This window comes from Puniceicoccaceae bacterium (assembly GCA_040224245.1).
Taxonomy (GTDB): Bacteria; Verrucomicrobiota; Verrucomicrobiia; order Opitutales; family JAFGAQ01; genus JAKSBQ01.
The window spans coordinates 68960-92896 of record JBEGIR010000073.1 but is presented as its reverse complement, the minus strand read 5'-3'; the positions used below and the strand labels follow the sequence as shown (position 1 = coordinate 92896).

The 23937-nt window shown below is 54.9% G+C and carries 21 protein-coding genes; 10 read left to right on the top strand and 11 right to left on the bottom strand.

Going from position 1 to position 23937, the window contains the following annotated elements; translation table 11 throughout:
- Positions 1 to 104 precede the first annotated feature (104 nt).
- Both ABQ298_12525 and ABQ298_12520 read left to right on the top strand, forming a co-directional pair.
- The gene (locus ABQ298_12525) at positions 105 to 590 is read left to right on the top strand and encodes a hypothetical protein (protein MEQ9825200.1); all 486 of its coding nucleotides are present in this window, start codon (positions 105 to 107) and stop codon (positions 588 to 590) included.
- On the top strand, positions 587 to 1174 hold the full coding sequence (locus ABQ298_12520) for a hypothetical protein (GenBank protein ID MEQ9825199.1): 588 nt from the start codon (positions 587 to 589) through the stop codon (positions 1172 to 1174). Before ABQ298_12525 ends, ABQ298_12520 begins: the two co-directional genes overlap by 4 nt.
- Positions 1175 to 1273: 99 nt before the next feature.
- Here the strand turns inward: ABQ298_12520 and ABQ298_12515 are convergent, their stop codons facing one another.
- The 5 genes from ABQ298_12515 to ABQ298_12495 form a co-directional block, all read right to left on the bottom strand.
- Complete coding sequence (locus ABQ298_12515; protein ID MEQ9825198.1) at positions 1274 to 2665, bottom strand: aminotransferase class III-fold pyridoxal phosphate-dependent enzyme; 1392 nt, start codon at positions 2663 to 2665, stop codon at positions 1274 to 1276.
- A gap of 134 nt (positions 2666 to 2799) precedes the next feature.
- Positions 2800 to 3912, bottom strand: coding sequence for a sigma-70 family RNA polymerase sigma factor (locus ABQ298_12510; GenBank protein MEQ9825197.1), 1113 nt, complete (start codon positions 3910 to 3912; stop codon positions 2800 to 2802).
- A 122-nt stretch (positions 3913 to 4034) separates the two neighbouring features.
- A complete protein-coding gene (gene trpE, locus ABQ298_12505; protein ID MEQ9825196.1) occupies positions 4035 to 5528 on the bottom strand; it encodes an anthranilate synthase component I in 1494 nt (497 codons plus the stop codon).
- Between the two features lie 2 nt (positions 5529 to 5530).
- Positions 5531 to 6952, bottom strand: a complete 1422-nt coding sequence (gene pyk / locus ABQ298_12500; GenBank protein ID MEQ9825195.1) for a pyruvate kinase — start codon at positions 6950 to 6952, stop codon at positions 5531 to 5533.
- Positions 6953 to 7104: 152 nt separating this feature from the next.
- Positions 7105 to 7929, bottom strand: coding sequence for an MBL fold metallo-hydrolase (locus ABQ298_12495; GenBank protein ID MEQ9825194.1), 825 nt, complete (start codon positions 7927 to 7929; stop codon positions 7105 to 7107).
- A 144-nt stretch (positions 7930 to 8073) separates the two neighbouring features.
- Here ABQ298_12495 and ABQ298_12490 point away from each other — a divergent pair, with 144 nt between their 5' ends.
- From ABQ298_12490 to ABQ298_12470, 5 genes are all read left to right on the top strand, one after another.
- A complete protein-coding gene (locus ABQ298_12490) occupies positions 8074 to 8838 on the top strand; it encodes an ABC transporter permease subunit (GenBank protein MEQ9825193.1) in 765 nt (254 codons plus the stop codon).
- Between the two features lie 11 nt (positions 8839 to 8849).
- A complete protein-coding gene (locus ABQ298_12485; protein ID MEQ9825192.1) occupies positions 8850 to 10334 on the top strand; it encodes a GldG family protein in 1485 nt (494 codons plus the stop codon).
- A gap of 13 nt (positions 10335 to 10347) precedes the next feature.
- Positions 10348 to 12321, top strand: a complete 1974-nt coding sequence (locus ABQ298_12480; protein ID MEQ9825191.1) for a DUF4340 domain-containing protein — start codon at positions 10348 to 10350, stop codon at positions 12319 to 12321.
- A gap of 128 nt (positions 12322 to 12449) precedes the next feature.
- A complete protein-coding gene (locus tag ABQ298_12475; protein ID MEQ9825190.1) occupies positions 12450 to 15164 on the top strand; it encodes an AsmA-like C-terminal region-containing protein in 2715 nt (904 codons plus the stop codon).
- A 113-nt stretch (positions 15165 to 15277) separates the two neighbouring features.
- Entirely contained in the window at positions 15278 to 16408 is a 1131-nt protein-coding gene (locus ABQ298_12470) for a DNA alkylation repair protein (GenBank protein ID MEQ9825189.1), read from the top strand.
- A gap of 6 nt (positions 16409 to 16414) precedes the next feature.
- Here ABQ298_12470 and ABQ298_12465 read toward each other — a convergent pair whose 3' ends face one another.
- Complete coding sequence (locus tag ABQ298_12465; GenBank protein MEQ9825188.1) at positions 16415 to 17308, bottom strand: ATP-binding cassette domain-containing protein; 894 nt, start codon at positions 17306 to 17308, stop codon at positions 16415 to 16417.
- A 104-nt stretch (positions 17309 to 17412) separates the two neighbouring features.
- Here ABQ298_12465 and ABQ298_12460 point away from each other — a divergent pair, with 104 nt between their 5' ends.
- Together ABQ298_12460 and ABQ298_12455 are read left to right on the top strand one after the other, a co-directional pair.
- Positions 17413 to 18054, top strand: coding sequence for an HAD family phosphatase (locus ABQ298_12460; GenBank protein ID MEQ9825187.1), 642 nt, complete (start codon positions 17413 to 17415; stop codon positions 18052 to 18054).
- A complete protein-coding gene (locus ABQ298_12455; GenBank protein MEQ9825186.1) occupies positions 18026 to 18646 on the top strand; it encodes a hypothetical protein in 621 nt (206 codons plus the stop codon). Before ABQ298_12460 ends, ABQ298_12455 begins: the two co-directional genes overlap by 29 nt.
- Before the next feature lie 110 nt (positions 18647 to 18756).
- Here ABQ298_12455 and ABQ298_12450 read toward each other — a convergent pair whose 3' ends face one another.
- From ABQ298_12450 to cysE, 5 genes are all read right to left on the bottom strand, one after another.
- Positions 18757 to 19995, bottom strand: coding sequence for an aminopeptidase (locus tag ABQ298_12450; protein ID MEQ9825185.1), 1239 nt, complete (start codon positions 19993 to 19995; stop codon positions 18757 to 18759).
- Positions 19996 to 20165: 170 nt separating this feature from the next.
- Positions 20166 to 20798 (bottom strand): tRNA (guanosine(46)-N7)-methyltransferase TrmB, encoded by a 633-nt coding sequence (gene trmB, locus ABQ298_12445; protein MEQ9825184.1) that lies wholly within the window; start codon positions 20796 to 20798, stop codon positions 20166 to 20168.
- A 34-nt stretch (positions 20799 to 20832) separates the two neighbouring features.
- Positions 20833 to 21261 carry a secondary thiamine-phosphate synthase enzyme YjbQ gene (locus ABQ298_12440; protein MEQ9825183.1) on the bottom strand — a complete coding sequence of 143 codons (429 nt, stop codon included), beginning with the start codon at positions 21259 to 21261 and terminating at the stop codon, positions 20833 to 20835.
- A 46-nt stretch (positions 21262 to 21307) separates the two neighbouring features.
- Positions 21308 to 22258, bottom strand: a complete 951-nt coding sequence (gene trxB, locus ABQ298_12435; protein ID MEQ9825182.1) for a thioredoxin-disulfide reductase — start codon at positions 22256 to 22258, stop codon at positions 21308 to 21310.
- A gap of 63 nt (positions 22259 to 22321) precedes the next feature.
- Complete coding sequence (gene cysE, locus ABQ298_12430; GenBank protein MEQ9825181.1) at positions 22322 to 23104, bottom strand: serine O-acetyltransferase; 783 nt, start codon at positions 23102 to 23104, stop codon at positions 22322 to 22324.
- Between the two features lie 140 nt (positions 23105 to 23244).
- On the opposite strand from cysE, the gene ABQ298_12425 reads away from it, so the two are divergent.
- Entirely contained in the window at positions 23245 to 23844 is a 600-nt protein-coding gene (locus ABQ298_12425; GenBank protein ID MEQ9825180.1) for a redoxin domain-containing protein, read from the top strand.
- Positions 23845 to 23937: the final 93 nt, after the last annotated feature.

The following is a 23937-nucleotide window of genomic DNA, read 5'->3' as shown; positions in this document are numbered from 1 at the left end:
GTTACCGAATTTGTGGTATCTCCTCGTCTTGATGATGGATAGCACCTCTGATTACTATCGTGATAGTGACAGGGTGTTCTCATCTTGACTTCACCAAAACAGCAATGAACGGAACACCTCTCAATCCTTTCCTCCTTCTTCCTGTATGGCTACTTCTGGCGTTCTACGGTAGTGCACAAAGTCAGCCAAAACCGGAGCAGTTTGAGGTATCCGGATCCCAATCTTCGGGTGAAATTCCTTGGGGTGGGTCAGCGACAGGGACTGTTTCGGTCCAAGTTCGGTTTGCCAATACATCCAACCAGCCCTATCGACTGGAGACGACCATAAGATTTAAAGGAACTGTTGTGCAAACGATATCCGAGATCGTTCCACCGGATACAACGCGTACGCAAAGCCTTGCTTCATCTTCTTCGATTGCTCACAGCGGTCAGACGATGTCGAGGCAGTTGGAATGGGGGGTATGGTTGAGTTATTATCCTGTTGGTCAACTTCCTATCTCGGGTGAAAAGGAAGAAAAGAGACTACGACAGGATTTTTTTGATCTTCCCGAAGAGAATGCTCCCGAATCCGACGATCATCAGAACCCATGAGATTCACATTTGCCCTCCTCCTCGCAATTCTATCTGCCGCTACCCTTGCTGGCGGACAGGAACTTCGCATCAAAAAAGAACCCTACGTGCTGGCGCCGGATGAGTCGCTCTCCGAGGTGGAACAGCGTTTGCAGTCGTATGATCTGGCGATCATCGCGAATGTGAGTCGTGCGCAGTATGATCAGTACCTAACCGAACTTCACGACGCATTTGTCGCTGGGGATGAATCAGCGAGCAGATCCCCGATCCAAAAAGGGTATGAGATCGAGGGACAACCTTTCCCGTGTTTTCGGCTCAACATCACTCGGCTTTACAGTGAGGGATTCGGACTCATGGAATCGCGGAACTCGACGGAATTCCACACCTTTCACCTCTCCAAAATGGCAGCACTGGAAACCGAACCCACACGCTGGTTTTACTTCATGTTTGCGGATCAGTTCTTTGATGAGAACGGATTTCGCACCCAACGACTCGAGGCCCTGCTGGACTCAGTTTCAGACATGAAGCTACCGGTAATCGTATTGGGGGATGTGGAGCTGAGCATCAACCCGACGGGTGTCGATTTTTTCGAGGTGCTGGAATAATCGAAGGGAAGGGGCTTCGTGTGGGGGAACCGTCGTCGTCGCGGCTGGCGACACGCACCAGCCCTACGAGGAGCTACGTGATGAAGGATCTTGTATCGTTCAAGTCTCTCGCTGTAGCTCTTGCAGGGTCGCGAACACGATCTCCAAGACCGCGTCGATCTCGGCGGTATCGATGACCGGATAGGGCAGCAGGAAGCGGCACTTGGTCGGGTGGCTGCCTGCGGTCAGACTGATGACGCCACGCTCAAACAGGGTTTGCGTGAAGGCGTTCACCTTGGCCTGGTCTCCACCGAGAGGTGTAAAACAGATCATGGAGCCGATGCCAAAGGGACCTTCGATCAGACCCGTTTCCGCAGCAAAGTCGGCCAGACGTTTCTGAATGTAGTTCGACAGCCGCTCAATCTTGCCCTCATCTCCAAAGTAGCCCCCATCGCGCAGCGATTTGAGAATCTGGATGGACCCCTCGATACAGGAAGCGGCGGCGGTGTAGGTTTGCCCGAGCAGTCCGGGCTTGGGGGCGAACTCCTTCTTGAAGAGGGTGGCGCACACCTGGGAGGCCTTGCCGATCCAGACCACATCGACCAGATCGTGCAAGCCGTAGTACTGGAATGCAAACGGACGGGACAGGCGCGCAAAAGTCTGGATCTCATCGACGAGCACGGCGATGCCGTGCTGCCGGCACAGCTCCATCACCCTGCGAAAGAATTCACGGTCACCGGGATAGAATCCGCCCTCACCCTGCACGAGTTCGATCATGAGCGCTGCGTGCTTGCCCGGATAGGCCTCAATGAGGGTCTGCATGGCCTTGAGCGTGGCGGTGGTGCTGCCCTCGGGATCGGCGGGATCGTAGTATGGCAGGTGATCGACCGGAAACGCATCCGGCAGCCCGGCGCGACCAACAGCCTTGTCGTTGATCTGAGAAAAGGCGAGCGTGCGGCCCGCGAAGCAGCGCTTGAACGCGAAGATGCGATTGGCGGGAAATTTCTTTTGAAAGGTGATCTTAAGCGCATTTTCCCCTGCCATCACACCGGAGCTGCTCAGGAAGCAGTGGTCGAACACGGGCTGATCCTGATTGGCCATGGCGAGCATGAGATCCGTGAGTTCAAGTGAGTTGACGTTTTGCTGCACATTGCCCTGGATCAGCGTGTCCTGAAGTGCTCCATAAAGTGCGGCCCTGACCAAGTCGGGGTGGTTGTGCCCAAACTGGTATACCCCAATACCGCAGATGAAGTCGTATTTCACACTGCCATCCTCGAGTTCCACCAGTGCCCCCTTGCCGATACCGGAACCGATGTAGGGATAAATCAGAGCGCCCCCGCGCTGATCCTGGAAGCGCTGCAACGCCTGTGCGTAGCTCTGCCTGCGCTCGGGATCTGCCTGTCGGATGCCCGTGATGCGCTCCTGATGAGCGGCAAGGGCATTGAGCATTTGCTGCATGCACTGTTGCAGGGCGGGGTCTTCCCGCAGTTGTTGTGCGATCGTTGGATTCATATCGTCTGTGTGTCGGTTTAGTGATTTGACTCGGGTTCCGCAACCAAATGCTGGACGCAGTGGGCAAAAACAAAAACAGCCCAGGTTGGGAAACCTGAGCTGTGATAAAAAATTTGCGGTTGTGGGGTGGTGGATCAGTCCGAGCCGGAAATCGGTTGGTCCGATGCTCCCTGTTTGGCTTCGTAGAACTCCTTGATCACCTCCATGCGCTTGCGCTCAAGTTCTTCCTGTTTGACCTCTTCGGCACTGCGCTGTCTCTCATTGGACGTCATGATCTTGCGCATGCGGCTGATAGCCATGTTTTGCAGTTGGCGTACCCGCTCACGAGTGATGTTAAACTCCTGGCCCACCTCCTCAAGGGTGCGGGGTTTGTCGCCGTCGAGACCGTAGCGCAGGCGAATGATTTCGGCCTCGCGCGGTTCGAGCGAATCCAGCATGTTGGCCATGTCGTTGAGCAGGGACTTGCTGCGCAGGTTGTCAAAGGGATTGATCGCGTTTTCGTCACCGACAATGTCACCAAACTCGGTATCGTCTCCATCTCCGATGGGGGCATCGAGCGAGGCCGGGCGCACGCTCACGCTTTTGAGGTGAGCGACCTTGTTGACTGGAATGCCCATCTCCATGGCGATCTCGTCGTCGCTGGGGTCGCGGCCCAATTCTTCGGAGAGGCGCATCGTGATCTTTCGCATGTTTGCGATCTTGTCGACAAGGTGCACTGGTAGACGGATCGTCTTTCCCTGGTTGGCCAGGGCGCGTTTGATCGACTGCTTGATCCACCAGGCTGCATACGTACTGAGCTTGCCACCCTTGGCGGGGTCAAAGCGCTCGACTGCCTTGATCAGCCCGATGTTGCCCTCGCTGATGAGGTCGAGCAGCGGAAGGCCAAAGTTATTGTAGTCGTAGGCGATTTTTACGACCAGACGCAGGTTGGCGGCGATCATTTGGTCGCGTGCCTCCTTGTCGCCCTTGCGAATGCGCTCGGCGAGTTCAATTTCCTGCTTGTGCGTGAGCAGTGGTGTCTTTCCGATTTCCTGTAGGTAGAGCTTGATCGAACTCTTTTCGGAGTAGGGAATGTCCCGCAGATCTGCAGCTTCATCATCGGAAGTGACGGAGCGATTGACGCGGATGCGCTTGGAAAGCTTGTTGGCCTCCTGGTCGGATACTTTGGAAAATGCAGAACCCTTCAACTTGGAGGAGCCGTTGGTGGGATCACCGAAAGTGGGTGAGGATTCCTGTTTCCTTGACATAATGAGTTGCCCAGCTGCGATTTGGTTTTCGGAAGGAATGATAAAGACGGGCAATGACTCCGACTATTGACCTAGATGGTTTTCTAGCCAGGGGCAAGCCCTAACGTGGTGGGTGTTGGGTTTTAACGAACGAGGGCAAGGGATTGTTGCACCGCTCTGAGCATTCCCATTGCTTTGTTGACCGTTTCCTCGTATTCCTTCTGTGGATCAGAATCCGCAACAATGCCTGCCCCTGCCTGGAAATAGACCTTACTGTCTTTGAGGAGGGCAGTGCGAATCGCAATGGCCGAGTCGTGGGTGCCGTCAAAGGAAAAATAGCCGAGCGCGCCGGAGTACACACCGCGCTGAGTCTGCTCCAGTTCGGAGATAATCTGCATGGCGCGTACCTTGGGTGCGCCGCTGATGGTTCCGGCGGGAAAGGTGGCCCGGAGCAGGTCAAAGGCATTTTTGCCACTGTCGAGTTCACCCACTACCTGAGAAACAATGTGCATGACATGTGAGTAGCGCTCAATGATCATGAAGTGGGGAATCTCAATGCTGCCGACTTTGCAGACCCTGCCGATATCATTGCGCGCGAGATCCACGAGCATGAGGTGTTCGGCCTTCTCCTTGGTATCGGCGAGCAGCTCGGATTCGAGCGCCAAATCCTCCTTCACGGTGGCACCGCGCGGTCGGGTGCCAGCGATGGGACGAATCTCCACCTTGCCATCCTGCACCTTCACATGCACCTCGGGAGAGGCGCTGACGATGCCAAAGTCCTCACACTCGAGCAGCGTCATGTAGGGTGACGGGTTGACATTGCGAAGGGAGCGGTAGAGATCGAGCGCAGTGAGCGGGTATTCGGCTTCGAAGCGTTGGGACAGCACGGTTTGGAAGGCATCCCCTTCAGTGATGTATTGCTTGATCCTGCCCACCGCATCGCGATAGCGCTCCGGAGTGAAATTGCTCTGGGGTTCGAGCGTTTCACCAGAGATGGCCTGAATCGGAGTGAGCGGACTTTCCAGCGGTGCGCTCAAACGCTCGTGCACGCGCATGATCGCATCACAGGCTCGCTGGTAGGCGGCCTCGGCATCCCCGTCAATCAGAGCATTGGAATAAATGCTCAGCTTCTGGCGAGCGTGGTCAAAGCAGACGACCGTATCGGTGATCAGAAAGTAGGCCAGTGGCGTATCGATCTCACGATGCTCGGGCATGGGCACCGTGGGTTCCACAAAGTGAATGTATTCGTAGCCCACATAGCCTACGGCACCACCAGTGAACAGCGGGGCGTCTGCGGGGTGTGACGGGGTTCGAATCCCGGCCAGATAGTGTTCCAGATAGGCGAGCGGATCTCCCGTGTGGGCGTGGGATTCCGTCATACCGCCATCATGACGCACTTCCGTGTGATCCGGATAGGTGCGGATTTCCATGCGGGGCTGGGTACCCAGAAAGGTATAGCGGCCGATGGATTCTCCACCGACCACAGACTCCAGCATGAAGGAAGGTCCATTGCCTCGCAACTTGGCGTAGCAGGTGACCGGAGTTTCGGTATCACCGTAGAAATCACAGTGCACGGGGATGAGGTTGCACTGCTTGCTCAGCTGCAGGAAAGTCGGAAGATCTGGGGAAAAATTCATGGTTATTCGAGACGACGGAGTTGAATGCTCTCCACCACTTTGGTTCTGGCAAGCACATTGGTGATCACGACCACGCGGTCACCTGATTTCACCCAACCCTTGGTTTTGAGAGAATGCAGCGCATTCTGGATGCTCTCCTCCCGGTCCTGGGTGTACGTTGTAAAGAAGGGATTGATGCCCCAGACCAACTGCATTTGCCGGTAGAGTGCCTCGTCATCGGTGAACGCATAGATTGGAATTTTGCTTGAGCGCAGGGCCGAGAGCAACAGCGGGTAGCGCATACCACGCGTGAAGACCACGAGACCACTGTTTTCGATTTCCTGGGCGAGACTTGCTGCGGAACGCAGCATCTTTTCCGCTGGAGTGTCCAGCACGACAGAGTCGGCAGGCTTGCTACGGATTTCCTGTTCAGCGCGCCGCACGATGCGGTTGAGCACCCGAATGCATTCGACCGGATACTTTCCGACGGTGGTTTCTCCTGAGAGCATCACGCAGTCCGCCCGCTCGAGCACAGCATTCGAGACATCGGTGACCTCTGCGCGTGTGGGGATCGGTGCGGAAATCATGGATTCCAGCATGTGCGTGGCCACGATAGCCGGTTTGAAATTTGCGATGCAGAGCTTGATCGCGCGTTTCTGAATGACTGGTAATTCCTCAAACGGACACTCCACCCCGAGATCACCGCGGGCGACCATGAGTCCATCACTGGCCTTGACAATGGCCTCGAGGTTCCGGATCGCGCTTTGGTCCTCAATTTTGGCGATGATGCGCGCGCGGGAGCCGTTGTCGGTGAGAAAGCGTCGCAGCAGCTCAATATCCTCAGCTTCCCTCACAAAGGAAAGTGCAAAGAAGTCAAAACCCTGTTCGATGCCGAAGAGGATGTCGCGTTTGTCCTTGTGCGTGAGACTGGGCAGGTCCACATGCACTCCCGGAAGATTGATGTGGCGGCGATTGCCCAGCACACCGGGGATGAGAACCTTGCAGCGGATGTGGGTGGACTCCTTTTCCGTGACCTGCAGGCGAATCAGTCCGCTGTCAACGATCACCTCATCACCGACCTTCAGGTCCGTGATCAACCGTGGGTAGTTGACACTGACCTGTGGGATCTTGCTCTTTGAGCTGCGTTCCGCGTTGAGAACAATATCGAGGGAATCTCCCTCCTTGAGATCAATCGGTGACTCGAGTTCTCCAGTGCGGATCTCCGGCCCCTTCACATCCATGAGCAGGGCGATTTGTCGCCCGCTGTGCTGGGAGGCTCGGCGAATCCGCTTGATCGACTCCCGGATTCCCTCATGGGTGGCGTGGGCCATGTTGAATCGGCAGACATTGACTCCTTCGGAAATCAGCTTCTGGAGGACTGCTTCATCGTCGGTTGCGGGTCCGAGCGTGAAGACGATCTTTGTGTGTTGGTAGTTTTGTGGCATTCGGTTGTGTGGAATCGTTGTCAGGCGCGGTTCGCAACCCTTGGAAAGCTGCATCGATTTCCGGCGAACCCCCTCACCCTGAATTTGCTCCTAGCGAGTGGAAACCGTGCTGTCAAATATCCGATCATCCCAGTGCACGATTTCCGCACGGACTACAGAAGGGAATGTGGCATTGTCAGGGGTTCACTCTGATGCGTGCTCGGGTTGAATACCTGAAGAGAGAAGGGGAGTGAGGCATCGGCAAAAAGGGGTGCGAGCGTGCGTCGGATCGCTTCAATGGTATTGCAGTCGCGACTGACGTGGGCGAGGTGCACCTCTCTGACCCGGGATGACTGCAGGGAGGCGAGCAGCTCGAGCACGGCCTGATTTGACAGGTGTCCATGGCGGCTTTGAATGCGTTGCTTGACCGACCAGGGGCGCTTGGAGTCGAGTTCCAGCAGTTCGTTGTCGTAGTTTGCCTCGATGACGAGGGTATCCGCGCCCTGAATCTTTTCCCTGACCAGTGTAGTGACGTAGCCGAGGTCCAGAACCCAGGCAATGGAGCGGTAGGGTGAAAACAAGTCATGCCCTCCCCAGGAAAACAGGTAACCGACGGGATCTGATGCGTCGTGGGGAATCGAAAAGGCCTCGACTTCGAGATCTTTGAACAGGAAGCGACTGCCGGTTTCAAAATGCGACCAGCGTGCGCGCTCCTTGGTGGGATGGGAGATCGCACCGTGCGTATCACGGTTGCAGATCCAGGTGAGGTGGGACTGTTTGCACAGGCCCCGAAACCCCTGACTGTGGTCCGAGTGCTCATGGGTAAGGAAGATTGCATCGATATCCATAATGGAGAGACCCTGCTGGGACAGCATTTCACAGATTCTCCTGCCGGAAAATCCGGCATCGATGAGAATCCGGGTATGAGGCGTGGTCAGCAGGCCGCAGTTACCTGCACTGCTCGAACCCAGGATGCGAAAGTGGAGGGCTGTACTCATGGCAAGACCGTGCGACCAGCGGGGCGGCCTGCGCACAAGAAAAGATTTGATCGTGGTTTAATGGGTCGCGTATAGTCGGCACCGTGACATGCGCGCCGCGCGCGGGTTACTGTGATTCCTTTCATTTCGAACACCCACCCATAAGTGAGTAAAACCCTGGTCCTAGTCAAAAACGATATCAAGCAACAGTGGTTATCGTCATCCACCTACGTTGCGGGAGTGGTTTTTCTGATCCCCATGATTCTGTTCTTCTGGGTCATTCTCAAGGATTATGCTGAGGCAGTGAAACACGAAATTCCCATTGTCTCCTTTTATCGGGTGTTCTGGATTCCCAATTTGTTTGTGATTCCACTGCTGACGATGCGCAGCATCGCCGAAGAGCGTCGGTTGGGCACACTGGAATCCCTGATGACCACTCCGATCACGGCGATGCAGATGGTCTTGAGCAAATTCATTGCTTCATACTCCATCTATGTGGTGCTGTGGTGTGTTACCCTGGCCTTTCCGTGGATTGCGGAACGTCTGCTTTCGCCGGAAAGCATGGGTTCCCCGCTATGGGATCGTTCCTCGACGATGGGATGCATGCTGTTCATCCTGCTCAGTGGGGCCTGTTTTGTATCGATTGGCATCCTTTGCAGCAGCCTGACCCGCAGTCAGCTGGTAGCAGGAATGCTGACTTTCACGGGTGTCTTTATCGTGATGATCAGTGGCCGACTCTTTGCGGAAATCCCCTGGAGCACCAATCTCGCTCTGGTGAACCTGATGTCACTTGTGGACTACATGCAGACGTTTGAACACTATGAGTTGTTTGCCCGGGGACTGCTGGATCTTCGGCCATTTGTGTATTATTTCAGTTCCATGATCGGCTTGCTGACGCTTGCGTCGTTTGTGGTGGAGCGGAGAATCTGAGAGACGTCATCATGCCCGCACATCATCAATTTGACGAATTTCGGTTGTCCCGAAAACTGGACTTCCTCAACCGCCTGATTCATTCCTTCCTGCTGATCACCTTCATCATCGGAGTCAATCTGTTTGCGCTGAAGTTCAGTGTGCGCTGGGACATCACGCCCAAACTGAGCAATTCCCTGTCTCCCGAATCCATTGCCCACCTGGAAAAAATGGATGCCTCCATCGGGATCTATCTGTTGATGGACGACGCACTGCAATTGCCCAATGGAGCCATTGCGGAAGATGACGTGACGGCACTGCTTGAATCCTACGTGCACACCTCCAAGCGCCTTGGAAAAGATCTCTTGACCTTGCAAGTGGTGGACCTCTACCGCGACCGGGAGCGATTGCTACAGCTCAAACAGCGGTTCGAATTTGAGGAAGGTAACCTGATTCTGATTGAATCGGGGGATCACCGCAGGGTGCTTCCGATCCGGGATCTCTACCAGACTGACGGTGGGTCAGGACAGTTGTTATTTCAAGGGGAGCAGATGCTCACGGGCGCGTTACTGGATGTGAGCGATCCGGTCGAAAAACGAGTTTTTTTCACGGTCGGCCATGGAGAGATGGCGATCCGCGATGTTGATCCCGCCCGGGGACTGTCGGAACTGGCAACCTATGCAAGGCAACGCCGTATCGAGATCGGGACACTTGACCTGAGTCGTTATGATCGCATCCCCGAGTGGGTGGATGTGTTGGTGATTGCCGCTCCGCAGGCAGAATTTGACCCAGTGGACGTTGAAAAGTTGCGACTGTATCTTGAAAAGACCAACGGCAGTCTGATGGTTTTTCTGGAACCCTTTCGCAAACACAACCTCGACGAGCTGTTTCACGATTGGGGAGTGATGCTGGAGGATGGGGTGATCATGGATCCGGGACCCGACTATCAGACCTCCTCGGGTAACCTGATTCTCCGGCGCTTTGCGGAGCATGCGATCACCCAACCCCTGATTGACAATCAACTCTATGTTTACAGCAGCCGCCCCCGACCGGTGCGCATGGATCCCGCAGGTCCACGCATTGCCGGAGTCCGGCGAACTGCATTGATCGGGACCTCGGAGACCAGCTGGATCGAGATGGACTTCCGCACGGAGAGCGTGCCCGTCTTTTCGAATGAACGGGACGTGCGTGGACCTGTTCCGGTTGGTGTTGTGGCCGAACGCAGTGGAGGTGAGAGCCTGGGCTTGAAACTGAAAGGTGGCAAACTGCTGGTCTTTGGAGATGCAAGCATGCTGTCGAACAACCTGTTTCGCCTGTATGGCAATCGGGTCGTCATGTCCAATTCTCTCAATTGGTGTCTCCAGCGAAATCACCTGCTGAGCATTCCCCCTCAGCGCATCGCCAACTATCGACTGACATTGAGCGAGGCGGATTTGCAGACGCTTCTGTTTGCCCTCTTCGGGTTTCCAGTTGCATTTGCACTGGTTGGGTTGTTGGTGAGAGTCATCCGCCGATGAGTGCTGTCCTGTTATGAAATTGAGAACTACGTTACTTCTGGTCGTATTGAATGCCGTCGTCTTTTTTTTCCTGCTTCGACAGGAATCTCCATTTGATCTGCGTACACGGATGGGGTCGGCAGAAGCGGGCATACTGAATCGGCCAATGTCAGAAGTCGTGGGGATCCGGGTTGACGGACAGACGCTGGAGCGACCCTATCATCTCATCCTCGAACAGGGGCGGTGGCGCATCCAGGAACCCGTGCAATGGGATGCCAATGCATTTGCAGTACGCAGCATGATCAGTCAGATGGAAGCGGCGGAAGTGAGTGTGCGATTCCCGGTCAGTGATATTCAGAGCCGACAGCAGAGTCTTGCGGATTTTGGACTGGAAGACCCCCATTTAGTTGTGCATCTGGACTATGGCGACGAGGTTCGCACTTTTTCCTTTGGGGCTCCGGTCGAGATCAATGACCAGCTCTACCTGCTGGGGCCGGATCGGCAGGAGATCTGGGTCGTGCGTTCCAGTCTGGTCCAGCCCTTTCTGATAGAGTTATCAGATCTGCGCTCGAGCAGTCTCTTTTCGATTCCTGTGTTTGAAGTGCGCTCCCTGTTGGTTGAATTCACGGACGACGGCAGCCGGCGGCGTTTCACAAGGGATGAATCCGGGTGGGTCATGGATACTCCCTTTTTTGCCGAGGCAAATACGGAGCGTGTACAGGGAGCCATTCACCGCCTGGTGAATCATGAGGTCGATGCTTCAACGCTGGTGCCTGGTGAAGGTGTGCAACAGCAGGAAGTCACGCATTTCAATGCGATTGCGCGTTTCGAAGTCATTGGAAACCGGCGCAACTCGACACTGTTGGTCAGTCGTTATCTGGTCAATGGAGAGGCTCACCCAGCCCTTTACCTCGCACGTTTTGAAGGTGCCGCTACCACCTTTTTGCTCCCGCGTGCTGAGATTGACTGGTGGCGCACTTCCCAGTCGAGCTTGAGAGAGCGGCACTTTCTGAATCTGAAACCCGCTGCCATTTCCAAGGTGGAGCTTGTTTCTGGATCGCAGGAACCGAGGACGCTGCGCTTGCTGCGTCTCGAGAATGACCAGTGGCGCATCTACGCGGGTCCGTCGACAGTAGATCTGGTGGACTTTCTCGCCGATGGGCCGACGGTGGTTGAGATCCTTACAGAACTGAACGATCTGATCGCACTGGAGTTTGTGAACGACGATCCGAGTACCAGCGACCTCGATACCTATGGCTTAGCGGAACCCTCATTGACGGTATCGCTGGAAGGGGATCAGACCCAGCGTCTGCTGATCGGTGCAGCTGCAGAACAACCCCAGAGGAGCTATGCGAAACTAGCCGCAAGCAACAGTGTATATTTGGTTGCAAACGAGGTGTTGTCGCGGCTGCGTCTGGATCCGCTCCACTACCGCAACCGTTCCATTGAGCTGCTTCCCGGAGGCGAATCGCTGGCTGCTGCGGAGATTCTGAATCGCCAGACTGGTCACGTCACGGATTTGCGCTCGGTGCAGGCTTTGCAGGAAACTGCGATTCAGCCCCTGTCCGGTGAAGATGCAGAGGGTGTGATCGCAGCACTGCAGGTGATGTTAAGGCATTTTAGAGCGGATGGATTTCTCGATGCGAGCGTGTCAGACGGCATACTGCACTATGGGGGCGTTGAGATGAAACTGGCGTTTGAAATGAAACTTTGGAGTGATGTGAGTGCTGATCCTGCGTCGAGTATATGGCTCACCCGTCGCCTGAGTGGAAGCGAACAATACGCCTGGATTGCTGAGCAGGATCTGGTTGTGAAACTTCCTCAGTCGCTTGTGGATGTATTGCATCCGCTGTTGTTCGTCACGGAGTTGCCAGAAGAGTGGGCACCCCCTGTAACTCCGAGCGATGAAGATTCGGTATCGGAGGAGCCTGCAGAGATGGAAGTGAATCCGGAGCAGGCCAGGGAATCGGCAAATCCGATGCCCGAAGAAGTTGGGGAAATTGAATGATTGGCCAGCAATGAAGTCAGAGCAGACGGCGGAGGGGGACCAGTGTCACGACAAGCCAACGTTGGTTTCTACTCGAAGCGTGTGCTGAAGTTATGTGTGCAAGAGGGTTCAAATGTCTGCTGGAAAGTATGCTGCTGTTGCTGCTGGGGGGGCAGACGCTGCTGTTGCTCGCGCTGACTTACCGTGGATATTGGGAAATTCCCAGCTGGTTTGTGGAGTATATGCTGGATCGGAAAATACCATCTTCACTATCCGTGGAGTTGGGCAGCGTACGCTACTATCCTGGAAAAGGCTTGGAAATCCTTGACCTTGAGCTGCATTCTGAGGAGTGCAGGTGTCCACTAATGACGGTTGGCAACCTGCTTGTGGTTCCATCTGAGCCAACGCTTGAAATGGGCAAGAGTGAGTCGGCGGTGGGCTTGCTTTCGAACGCAGTGGTGTATTATCCCGACCCTTTTCTACCCGCTTCCGAAAATCTTCAGTTGATCAAGGATCTCACGCTTCGCTTTCACGTGGACGGGGAAGGCATTGAGCTGGAATCACTCAAGGCGAAGCTCTCACGGTTGACGCTTGCGTCTCGTAATGTTTTGCGCCTTCGGTTTGCGTGGTTCCAGGATCAACGAACCAAACCCGGAGCAGTTGAATTTCCAACTGAAGTGGTGTTTCAGAAACTGCGGGAACTGCGTTATCTGTACGATGCATTTGAACATGCAGAAAAGGCACTGCTGACCCTTTCATTTGATTCTGACCCGGATCCGCAGGTAACACCTTCAGCTGCCCTTAGCCTATATGCGGCGTCAGCCCGCATTCTGGATCGTGTCAACACTCAAGGAGTATTTCTGGAAGGACGCATCGTCTGGGAGGATGCGATTGTCGTGGAAGACAAATTGAGGGGAGAAATCCAGTCGGTGCGCTACGAACAGGAGCTTCAGATGGATGAATTGACCCTCGCGTTTACCTATTTGCGGGATGGGTTTTTTTCACTACTACCCGACGAAGTGGGTCTTCAGGCTGCAAAACTCTCCTTCCGAGGGCAGGAGTTGGATTTTCTGGAGGCTACAATTTGGCCGGAACGCACGGGGCAGGGCGAGATTGCCGCAACAATGGGGTTTGCAGGAGAATCGACAGCGATCGAGGCAGCTTACGATATCCCACAGGAATGGATGGGCGTTCAGGTATCCGGCGATTTTGACGCCCTGCACATGGCGGCTACATGGACGGAGGCCATGCAGGGATTTTCGCTATTTGGATTTGAGGATATTCCCCATCTGCGGGCCAGTTTTGAAATTCGCGAGTGGCAGCACCTCAGTCCGATTGAGTTTCGTGCGGTTGGTACATCCATTCTGGCCAAGGGAGTTAACTTCGAATATGGCCGAACCTGGGGGAGATGGGACGGGACGCAGCAACGCATCGTACTCGATCAGTTTGTCGGTCAGCGCTCAGGATACACCCTGAGCGGCAGCCTGGACAAAACGCTGGGTTACGGACCCTACCGTTATCGCATTTTTGGACAGGGCATTCCGACGGATCTGAATCCGATGTTCCGATCCTGGTGGAGTGCGGCCTGGGAGGACTTTGACTTTCGCGAGCATCCGGTTCAGGTGGATTTGGATATCTGGGGACTGGAGTCCGATCCTGGCCAACGCTTTGTCCATGGCATGTTGGGGTTCGAACACCTAGACTACAAAGGACTGGATATTGAGCGGGGCCAGGTACGACTCAACTCCGTTGCTCGCTATCTTCAGTTGCTGGATCTCGTGGTCAAGACTCCGGATGGAGTTGCCTCGGGCGATGTGAGCATCGTTTATGATCCGCTCGATAGCAATATGCTTTCCGAGCATCTCGACCTCTACACCAATCTGCCCCTGCATCGAGTGGCTCCGCTGGTGGGAGATGATCTGCAGCCACTGGTGGAAAATACCCGCCCCGATACCGTTGCCGATGTGTGGCTGCACGGAGTGTTGGTCAAAGAGGCATTCCCGGAATATCGGCATCTGGATTCCCTGAAGCTTCGGGTGCAGGTTCGGCGTCCGACATGGTTTTACGGATTTGAGATTGATGGTGCAGATGCATTTGTCCACAAGCAGCAGGATCGGGTGGAAATCCATCCGGTGGACCTTCGCTTTGCGGGAGGGCGGGGCAATGCATTCTTTGTCGGATATGAAGAAGGAGGGGTTCGGCAAGTTGATTTTGCCGTGGATTTGCGGGACTTCGATTTTCGGGCTGCCCTAAGTAAGGTGGAAGGCCTGCAGGAAGAGGCTGAGCTGGAACAGAATGGATCTGAAGAAATTGCTGCCCAAGGGATTGCAGCGGTGAATGGCGAACCTGCTGAAAGCTCGCAATCCAGTGTGGGGTCCACCATGATCGGCAATGTGCCGGAAGGGCGAAGTTTCATGAATGTTCGCCTGGCCGGAAGTTCTCCAGCGGATTCACTCGATGGACTTCAGGCATGGGGGGAGTTTGACCTGAATGATCCGTTGATCCATCGGGTTCACCTTTTTGGAGGGATTTCCAAAGCCTTTTCCAATGCGGAGTTGAGCGTGGGTTCGTTTTCGTTGAAAGAAGCAAGCTCACCGCTGCGGGTGGAAGGCAAGCGCATCATTTTTGAGGATCTGGAGTTGACGGGTCCTTCAAGCCGGGTGCGGTCGAAGGGAGTGGTTGATCTGGAGGACGGAAGCCTCGATTTCAGGCTGAAAGCTTACCCGTTGGGGGAGGTCAAGTTCCCTGTGGTGGCGGGATTGGCTCTGATACTTCGTCCCTTTGCCCATATGTTTGAAATGCAACTCACGGGAACCCTAAAGGAACCGGAGTGGAAACTTGTCATTGATCCGAGCGGACTCTGATGGGATGGAGCTGCGATCTTGTCTCTGTCGGCACAGTTGTCATGGGGCATCAAAAATTCAGTTGTGCATGAACATTATTTCACTATAAATAGCGTTTGTATCGACGGAAAACCATGGCCGAACCTTTCAAGAACAACATCCACCCTGAGCTGATTGAATCAATGTCCGTGCAATTTGCGCGTCACTTTCCTGGATTTGAAAGGGAGCGATTTGTCAGCATTGCCTGTGATCAGATCGAACAGCGTGAACTGAAGGATCGCTGCATGCAAATTGTCGTTGCAATGGAAGCCACCCTGCCCGAGGACTTTGAAGTGGCTGCCCGGGGAATAGGTGCAAGTTTGGGACCACCGCTTGATGCGGAAGTCAACGGGGGCGAAGTGGAGGGAATCACGGGCTGGGCAGTGATGGCACTTCAGGAATATGTGGGCCGCAACGGACTCGACCACCTGGAAGTGTCCTTGGATCTGCTCAAAGCAATGACCTCACGTCTGACCTCGGAGTTTGGCATCCGCCCCTTCCTGGATGCTTTCCCGTTGCAGACCCTTCGCATCCTGCAACGCTGGGTGAAGGATCCATCCCCTCATGTGCGGCGATTGGTCAGCGAAGGCGCGCGCCCCCGTCTGCCGTGGGGGTTGCAGCTCAAGCGCTTCATTGCCGACCCATCACCGATGCTTCCCTTTCTGGAATCCCTCAAGGATGACCCGAGTGAATACGTGCGACGATCTGTGGCCAATCATCTCAATGACATCGCAAAGGATCACCCTGAGCTGGTCTGTCGAATTGCGGAGCGTTGGTGGGTGGATGCGGATATCCAGCGTCAGCGATTGATCCGGCATGCCCTTCGCACGCTGGTAAAAAAGGGAAATGCACGGGCGCTCGCGGTACTCGGTTTTCACCCCGCGAAAATCGAAATGACTGCGATTCGGGTGGAACCGAATCCGGTGTCCATGGGGCAGAAGCTACGCTTTGAGACCACGATACAGTCGATTGCAGCGGTTTCCCAGAGACTCGTGATCGACTATGCCATTCACTATGTGAAGGCCAATGGTGAGCGACGTGCCAAGGTGTTCAAAGGAACAACCTGCGAGCTTGAACCTGGCGGAGTGGTTTCCTTTCAGCGCAGTCACTCCTTTGCTCCGGTGACGACGCGCACCTACTACAGCGGAGAGCATTTGCTGGAGATTCTGGTCAATGGCAAATCTGAAGGCTGCCAGTCTTTTACGCTCATTGAAGCGGCGGACTGACTCCGTTCAGGCATTGAGTGGTCTGCCGGATCCTGGATCGCTCGATGGAGAATGGGTTGAACTGGTGGAGGAGTCACTGCGCGTGAATGGAAATTCCAGCGTGTAGCGATGGTGATGGTTTCGCAATGTGACATTGGCACCAAAGGTATTGGACAGTTTTTGGCTTGTCAGAACCTGTGTTTTGGATCCGCGGTCGAGGACCTGCCCGGATTTCATCAGCAGCACGTGAGTAAACATCGGCATGATCTCCTCGACATGGTGCGTGATCAGAACCGTGGGAATGCGAAATTCGGCTGTCAGCGTATCCTGCATGAAATCGAGAAAAGTTTCGCGGGCGACGGGATCCAGACCAGCACAGGGTTCATCGAGGATGAGCAGTTTGGGTTGTGCGATCAGTGCACGCGCGATCATCAGGCGCTGACGTTCTCCCTGGGAGAGCACACCCCATGGCCGTTCGGCCAGGTGTTCGATGCCCACCAGATAGAGCCAACGCCTCGCCTCATCGAGTTCCTTTTCCAAAACCGAAGTCCACGTGTTCAGTTGTGCCTGTTTTCCGGCGATGACCACATTCTGGGCGAGCTGATCGGCCTGAATCCGCTGGCTGAGTGTCATGCTGACGACACCAACCTGTTTGCGAATGTCGTGCCAGGGAGTGGTTCCGAAGGGTTTACCCAACAGCATGAAGCGTCCGGATGTGGGTTGCTCAAAGCCCAGCAGCACATTGAGCAAAGAAGTTTTCCCAGATCCATTACTGCCGAGTACCACCCAGTTTTGACCGGACTCCATAGCCCAGTGGATGTTGTTGAGAATAGTGATCCCCCGCTTCAGGGTGACGCCGCTGAGTTGAAGCAACATGATGGTGTAGGTTGAAATCGTTCTCCCGGATGGACAGTTTTTCATCACTGTCAGGGCGAGCTTGCATCGCGATTCACGGATTGTGGGAACTCTAGCGAATATGACCTTGTGCTTCCAGTCTGTTTTGAATCTGATCGGGATTTGTTGTCATGCATCAAGCCCGCACATCCTCATCCACTCCTGTCCAGACGGTATTGTTTGATTGGGGTGGAGTCATTATTGAAAATCCGGTCGAAGGCATTTTGAACCATGTCCGTCAGCACATCCCGGGCATTGCACCGGATGCATTTGAGGGGAATGCGATGGTGGCCTTTCAGAAGGGAGAGCTTGAGGAATTGGAATTCTGGCACCGGGCTGGTGCACCAACGTCGATGAGTCTGGAGTCTTTTGGAGGAAGTCTCTGGCGGCAGGCCTTTGAGCACAGCTATGAGGAACGACCGGAAGTGCTTCACATCGCACAGATTCTGCAACAGAACGGCATTCGTACCGCTGTCCTGTCGAACACGGAAAAGCCCTCTGTTGCGATGCTGATGGATCGCGGCTACACCTGTTTTGACACGTACTGTTTTTCCTGTGACTGGGGAATGGTGAAACCGGAGCACCGTATCTACGAGCGTTGTTTGCAGACCTTGAAGGTCGACGAAGCGAGCAGTGTGCTGTTCATCGATGACAAGTCCGAGAATATTGCTGCTGCCCAGGCTTTGGGCATACGCGGACACGTGATGACCACTATTGCTGGGTTGAATGGATGTCTGCGCGGGCATGAACTGCCCTGTCTCCCGGGGCTTTGATGCAGCAGAAGGATGTGAACACAAAAAAACACCCTTCGGATTGAAGGGTGTTTTGGGAATTGATCCAAAAATCAATGTGGTCCGTCACAGGACTCAGGCATCACTGGCCTGCTTGCTCTTCGAGCTGCAGCATCCTGCTTTCTTGGCGCTCTTTGCGTCTGCTTCAGCGACTTCAGTCACTGCGGCTCCGCAGCATGCCGGCTTTGCTTTTTCAGCCTTGGCAACTTCGGACTTTGCACAATCACTGGCCTTCGCAACTTCAGTGGATGCACAGGCTTTTGCGCAGTCTTCAGCCTTCGCTACTTCGGTCTTTGCGCACGCTTTTGCACAATCTCCAGCCTTGGCTACCTCAGTCTTTGCGCAAGCACTTGCCTTGGCAACATCAGTTGACGCGCAGTCACCGGCTTTTGCTACTTTAGTTGAGGCGCATTTTTCAGCTTTGGCAACTTCGGTTACCTTGGCTGCCGAGCAACCTTCAGCCTTGGCGACCTTACTGGCTTCGCAAGCACTTGCAGTGGCAGCGGAAATCGCAAATGCAGCAACTGCGATCAAGAGGGCAGAGGGTTTGATAAGGGTAAGTTTCATATGGTAGTGGATTTCGAGTTAACAAATGCCGTGACCCGGCGATGTGATGTTTCAGTTACGCAAACGAACGCAAGAGCGTTCTGATTTCAAATGCTTCTGGGCGTTATTAGAAAAAATTCAGAATGCCCAGGCGCCTGCACGCATCACGGGTTCCACCGCACCATCCATCAGGATGCCGTCGATATCCAGCGTCTCATTCCCAATCATGAAATCGACATGCACCAGACTGTCGTTGCCACCTGCCTCGGTAAATGCGGCATCCGACATTTCCTTGCCGCCCTTGAGATTGAAGCGGTACGCGCGACCCAGTGCCAAGTGGCTGGCAGCGTTTTCATCAAAGAGCGTATTGTAGTACAGAATGCCCGAATCCGAAATGGGTGAGCGGTGCGGCACGAGGGCAATTTCACCAAGCCGGGCGGAACCTTCGTCGGTTTCAACCAACTTGCGCAACGTATCCTGTCCCTTTTTGGCGGTGGCCTCGACAACGCGTCCCTTCTCGAAGCGGAGCGTGAAGTCGTCGATGATGTTCCCGCTGTAGCTGAGGGGTTTGGAGGATTTCACCACCCCATCCGCACGATTGCGGTCCCCCATCGTGAACACCTCTTCAGTTGGAAGGTTGGCGACAAATGTGACTCCTGATTTGGCCACGCTCTGACCCGATTTCCAAATGTGTCCTCTGGGTAGTCCGAGCACGATATCCGTGCCGTTTCCGCGATAGTGCAGGCGGTCATAGGCCTTTGCATTCAGGTAATCCGAGCGCACCTTGAGTTCGGCGATGTGGCGCCGCCACGCATCGACAGGATTGGGCTGATCGACGCGGCAGGCTTTGAACATCGCCTCCCAGAGACGGTCGATGGCGGATGCTTCGTCCAGTTCGGGAAACACCTTGGTTGCCCACGGCGCGACCGGGACTGAAATCACCAACCACGGTACGGCATCGCTCATCGGATACTGCATGTATTCAGCCATGTGGCGCTGAGCGGAGCGGATTGCACTGGCCACATCATCCTGATTTTGATCCTTGAGCAGGTCGGGGTCGGTGGCAGCGACCTTGATAAAGGCATCACCGCGCTTTGCACAGGCAACCATCGCGTCGGCCTCCCACTCTGGGAAAGTTTCAAAACTGCCAGTTGGCGCATTCTCAAAACGCTTCAGGGTGAGCTGATCGTCGCTGTAGAGCACGGAAACGAGAGGTGAACCTGCGCGATAGGCGCATTCGGTCATCTTTCGAACAAAATTGGCGGATTCGATCGGCGCCCGGATCAACAAGCGCTGTCCGGGTTGGATGTTGACGCCCACCTTGATTGCGAGATTGGCGTAGGCATCGAGTAGTTGGTCGAAGTTTGTCAGGCTCATGAATGAATTCGGTTCGAGAGTGTCAGGACTGTCTGATATCGTGCGTGCGACGGAAACCTTCATCCTGAGCACGAAGGGCTGCGGAATCAATCCTGCAGCACGAAAATCTGTGGGACGGCTTCTGGAACTTGCAGGGACGAATGGGTGCTGAGGATTGAGGTTTGAGGCAATTATGCGAGTGGAACGACGGTAGCGCACAGGGACTGGTGTGCACCCATGATTTCCTGAAAATAGGTGCTCTGTTCGAGTGGCCAGTGGAATTCACTGTCGAGCTTCCATTGCGGGTGTTCGTGGATGACCTCGCGTGCCCAGTCAAAGTAGGGTTCGTGATCCGTGCGAAAGAAGAGTTGTCCAGCCGGAGCCATTTTTCCGGCCAGCAACTCAAGGAATTCTGCTTGAATGAGGCGTCGTCTGTGGTGACGTTTTTTGGGCCAGGGATCTGGGAAAAGCACCATCACCCGGTCAATTCCAATGCCGTCGGGAACCACCTCGAGCCACTCGATGGCCTCCGCCTTGATGAAACGGATATTATGGAGCGCTCGCTTGTCGGCCTTGGTGGTTGATTTCTGAATGCGTCGGTTGATCAGGTCAACCCCGACGCAAAACTGTTCCGGATGTTGCTCGGCGTAGGCCGTGAGCCAGTGTCCATGTCCGCATCCAATCTCCAGCAGTCCACCGCACAGCTCTGGCAGCACATCCTTGTAGCGTTCGCGCAGTTCCTGTTGGCGGACACGACGTTTCTCCTGTTCCTTGAGCTGTCCGGGTGCCAGACATGCAGGTGAGTTGCCGGGTGGATGATTCATCGGGTACCGGGATTGTTGGGATGCCGACCGGGATTCAACGATCAGATTCTCCCAGAACCGTAACCGTGAGCTGTCGACGTTGTGGGGCGTCCCGGTGCTCCCAGAGAAAGAGGCCCTGCCATGTGCCCAGCATCACGCGTCCTCCGGCAACTGGAAGCGTTTCGTTGCTGCGAGTCAGTGCCATCTTGATGTGGCTCGGCATGTCATCGGGACCTTCGTAAGTGTGAGTGAAATAAGGCAGGTCTGCAGGCACAAGCCGATGCATGAAGGCGTGCAGGTCATCCCGCGCCGAGGGGTCGGCATTCTCCATCAGCACAAGACTGCAGCTGGTGTGATGGCAGTGAATGTTCACGAGACCTTCCTGAATGCCAGAACTGGCGACGATGCGCTGCAGCTCCTGTGTCAGTTCATACGTGCCCTGCCCACGGGTCGATGGGTTGAGGGTTTCGCGATGGACAGCCATGATGAGAAGTGGGATGGAATGTCAGGTGCTCGCCGTCGGGTTGGAATTATTCCTGTTCGGCCAGCCAGCGCTCGGCTTCGATAGCGGCTTGACAACCCATTCCGGCTGCAGTGATTGCCTGCCGGTACACATGATCTGCGCAGTCACCGGCGACGTAGACTCCCGGGATTTGGGTCCGAACCTGACTTCCCGATTCGGGAATCAGATAACCCAGGTCGTCGGTCGGTAACAACGTCGCTACCGCAGCAGTGTTGGGAATGTGTCCGATGGCGATGAACAGACCCTTGATCGCGATCTCTCCGGTTTTTCCGGAAACGGTATCCCGGGTGCGGATGCCGCAGACCAGGCCTGCGTCGTCGGGAATTACCTCTGTTGGCACGGTGTTCCAGACCATTTCGATCTTGGGATGCTGGGTGGCCCGGTCGGCCATGATCTTGGAGGCGCGCAGCTCATCACGTCGGTGAACGAGGTAAACCTTGGAGCAAAAGCGCGTCAGAAAGAGGGCCTCTTCGCAGGCGGAGTCACCCCCGCCAATGACGGCCACATCCATGTTTCGATAAAATGCGCCATCGCAGGTTGCGCAGGTTGTGACACCCTTGCCCCCATACATTTCTTTCTCTCCGGGAATGCTGAGCAGGCGGGGTGAAGCTCCAGTGGCAATGATCAGACTGCGGGTGCGATAAGATTTGGTGGCGGAGGTTAAGACCTTGAGATCGCCGTCCAGTTCCACCTTTTCCACAACATCGTTGGTGAAGGTTGCGTCAAAGCGCGTTGCCTGCTTGCGCAGGTTGTCCATGAGAAGGTATCCATCGACCCCCTCGGGAAAGCCGGGAAAATTCTCCACTTCGGAAGTGGTGGTCAATTGTCCGCCGGGTTGGCTGCCTTCGATGATCAGCGGGCGCAGGTTGGCGCGGCCAGTGTAGATGGCAGCGGTCAGGCCGGCGCATCCACTGCCGAGAATGATGACGTCTTGGATTTCTGAGCTGGGTTCAGGCATATGCACAGGTAGATTGGGTGTTCGGTTGGATTGTCAACAAGAATGGAATGAAAAGCGAATGGCTCAGCAGATGCGGTGGTCCACGTTGCGGGAAGGCATGATCTCCTCGCTGGTGCCGATGATTTTGCCGGGAACTCCAACAACCGTGGATCGTGGCGGAACATCGTTCAGCACCACACTGTTGGCACCGATTTTGGAGCAGTGACCGATGCGGATATTGCCCAGGATTTTGGCGCCAGCTCCAATCAGCACACCATACTCTACCTTGGGGTGACGGTCACCCTCTTCCTTTCCGGTCCCTCCGAGGGTCACGCCCTGGAAGATGGAGACGTTGTCACCGATTTCGGCGGTTTCTCCTGCCACAAATCCGGTTGCGTGATCGAGCAGGATGCCCTTTCCGATTTTGGCTGCCGGGTGAATGTCGACTCCGTAGAATTCGGAGATCAGGCTTTGCAGGTGCAGGGCAAGTTCACGCTGGCCGGAATTCCACACGGAGTGGGCGATGCGGTATCCGGTGATCGCCTTGAATCCCTTGTAGTTGAGCAGAGGGTTGAAGTGATTCTTGCAGGCGGGGTCGCGCTCAAAGTTTGCCACAATATCCTCGCAGATGCTTTCGAGAATGTGTTCGTTTTCATCGAGCGCGTGGCGAAAGACGTGGTAGAGATAGTTTTGCTCGTCGCGCAGGAAATTCAGCTTTTCAGAGAGATTACTTGCAATGGCTTCGGAGAGGGACGTGTAACGGAGTAGTCGGGAGTTCAGCCACGGCGCGAGTGCAGGCTCCTGTTTTACTGTGGCCTTTGCTTCGCCTTGCAGCGTATTCCAAAGATCGTTGATGGATTGGCTCATGTCGTGGGTTGGTGGCGATTTTGCGCTTTGGCAGCAGTGCGGTAGTGGAAATCGGAACAAAGGATGGTTGGAGAATTTGAAATCTATTTCAAAGCTTTTTCGTTCTGTCTGACACGAATGCTTAACCACCCAGCAATACCATGAAAAAAACGATCCTACTTTTTACTTCGATTGCATTGATGATCACAACTGCGGTTGCGGCTCCGGTTTCCGGCGAGTCTGCTCCTGATTTTACCGGAAAAACGTCAAACGGTGAAACTGTATCGCTCTCGGATTTGAAGGGCAAATATGTTGTGCTCGAATGGCTTAACCATGGATGTCCGTTTGTCAAAAAGCACTACGACTCAGGCAACATGCCAAGCCTTCAGAAGAAAATGACGGCAGAAGGTGTGGTCTGGCTGTCCGTGGTTTCTTCTGCGAAGGGCAAGCAGGGATATCAGTCACCCGAAGATGCAAATGAGAAGGCGAAATCGGTGGGATCGAACGCCACCCACATTGTGCTGGATGCGTCAGGTGAGATTGGCAAGGCCTACGCGGCCCGAACAACTCCCCACATGTATGTGATCGACCCGCAGGGCACTCTCATCTATCAGGGTGCTATCGACAGCATCAGTTCTGTGCGGCATTCCGACATTGAGAAAGCGGAGAGCTACGTCTGGAATGCGTGGAAAGCGCATCAGTCCGGAAAAACGGTAGACCCACACACAACGGCAGCCTACGGCTGCGCCATCAAGTATTGATCGAGCTTGCCTGAGTTGAATCCGCTTTCGCGCGACGCGGTTTGATGGATTTGCGTTTGCGCAGGTTGGAGGCATGGCGAATCAACATTCGCT

Coding starts and splice junctions, on each gene's coding strand:
- ABQ298_12495 (MEQ9825194.1), bottom strand. CDS start 7,929: ATGAGTACAGCCCTCCACTTTCGCATCCTGGGTTCGAGCAGTGCAGGT.
- trmB (MEQ9825184.1), bottom strand. CDS start 20,798: ATGAATCATCCACCCGGCAACTCACCTGCATGTCTGGCACCCGGACAG.
- ABQ298_12425 (MEQ9825180.1), top strand. CDS start 23,245: ATGAAAAAAACGATCCTACTTTTTACTTCGATTGCATTGATGATCACA.
- ABQ298_12460 (MEQ9825187.1), top strand. CDS start 17,413: ATGCATCAAGCCCGCACATCCTCATCCACTCCTGTCCAGACGGTATTG.
- ABQ298_12440 (MEQ9825183.1), bottom strand. CDS start 21,261: ATGGCTGTCCATCGCGAAACCCTCAACCCATCGACCCGTGGGCAGGGC.
- ABQ298_12525 (MEQ9825200.1), top strand. CDS start 105: ATGAACGGAACACCTCTCAATCCTTTCCTCCTTCTTCCTGTATGGCTA.
- ABQ298_12450 (MEQ9825185.1), bottom strand. CDS start 19,995: ATGAGCCTGACAAACTTCGACCAACTACTCGATGCCTACGCCAATCTC.
- ABQ298_12465 (MEQ9825188.1), bottom strand. CDS start 17,308: ATGAAAAACTGTCCATCCGGGAGAACGATTTCAACCTACACCATCATG.
- trpE (MEQ9825196.1), bottom strand. CDS start 5,528: ATGAATTTTTCCCCAGATCTTCCGACTTTCCTGCAGCTGAGCAAGCAG.
- ABQ298_12510 (MEQ9825197.1), bottom strand. CDS start 3,912: ATGTCAAGGAAACAGGAATCCTCACCCACTTTCGGTGATCCCACCAAC.
- trxB (MEQ9825182.1), bottom strand. CDS start 22,258: ATGCCTGAACCCAGCTCAGAAATCCAAGACGTCATCATTCTCGGCAGT.
- cysE (MEQ9825181.1), bottom strand. CDS start 23,104: ATGAGCCAATCCATCAACGATCTTTGGAATACGCTGCAAGGCGAAGCA.
- ABQ298_12520 (MEQ9825199.1), top strand. CDS start 587: ATGAGATTCACATTTGCCCTCCTCCTCGCAATTCTATCTGCCGCTACC.
- pyk (MEQ9825195.1), bottom strand. CDS start 6,952: ATGCCACAAAACTACCAACACACAAAGATCGTCTTCACGCTCGGACCC.
- ABQ298_12515 (MEQ9825198.1), bottom strand. CDS start 2,665: ATGAATCCAACGATCGCACAACAACTGCGGGAAGACCCCGCCCTGCAA.
- ABQ298_12470 (MEQ9825189.1), top strand. CDS start 15,278: ATGGCCGAACCTTTCAAGAACAACATCCACCCTGAGCTGATTGAATCA.
- ABQ298_12485 (MEQ9825192.1), top strand. CDS start 8,850: ATGCCCGCACATCATCAATTTGACGAATTTCGGTTGTCCCGAAAACTG.
- ABQ298_12455 (MEQ9825186.1), top strand. CDS start 18,026: ATGAACTGCCCTGTCTCCCGGGGCTTTGATGCAGCAGAAGGATGTGAA.
- ABQ298_12480 (MEQ9825191.1), top strand. CDS start 10,348: ATGAAATTGAGAACTACGTTACTTCTGGTCGTATTGAATGCCGTCGTC.
- ABQ298_12475 (MEQ9825190.1), top strand. CDS start 12,450: ATGCTGCTGTTGCTGCTGGGGGGGCAGACGCTGCTGTTGCTCGCGCTG.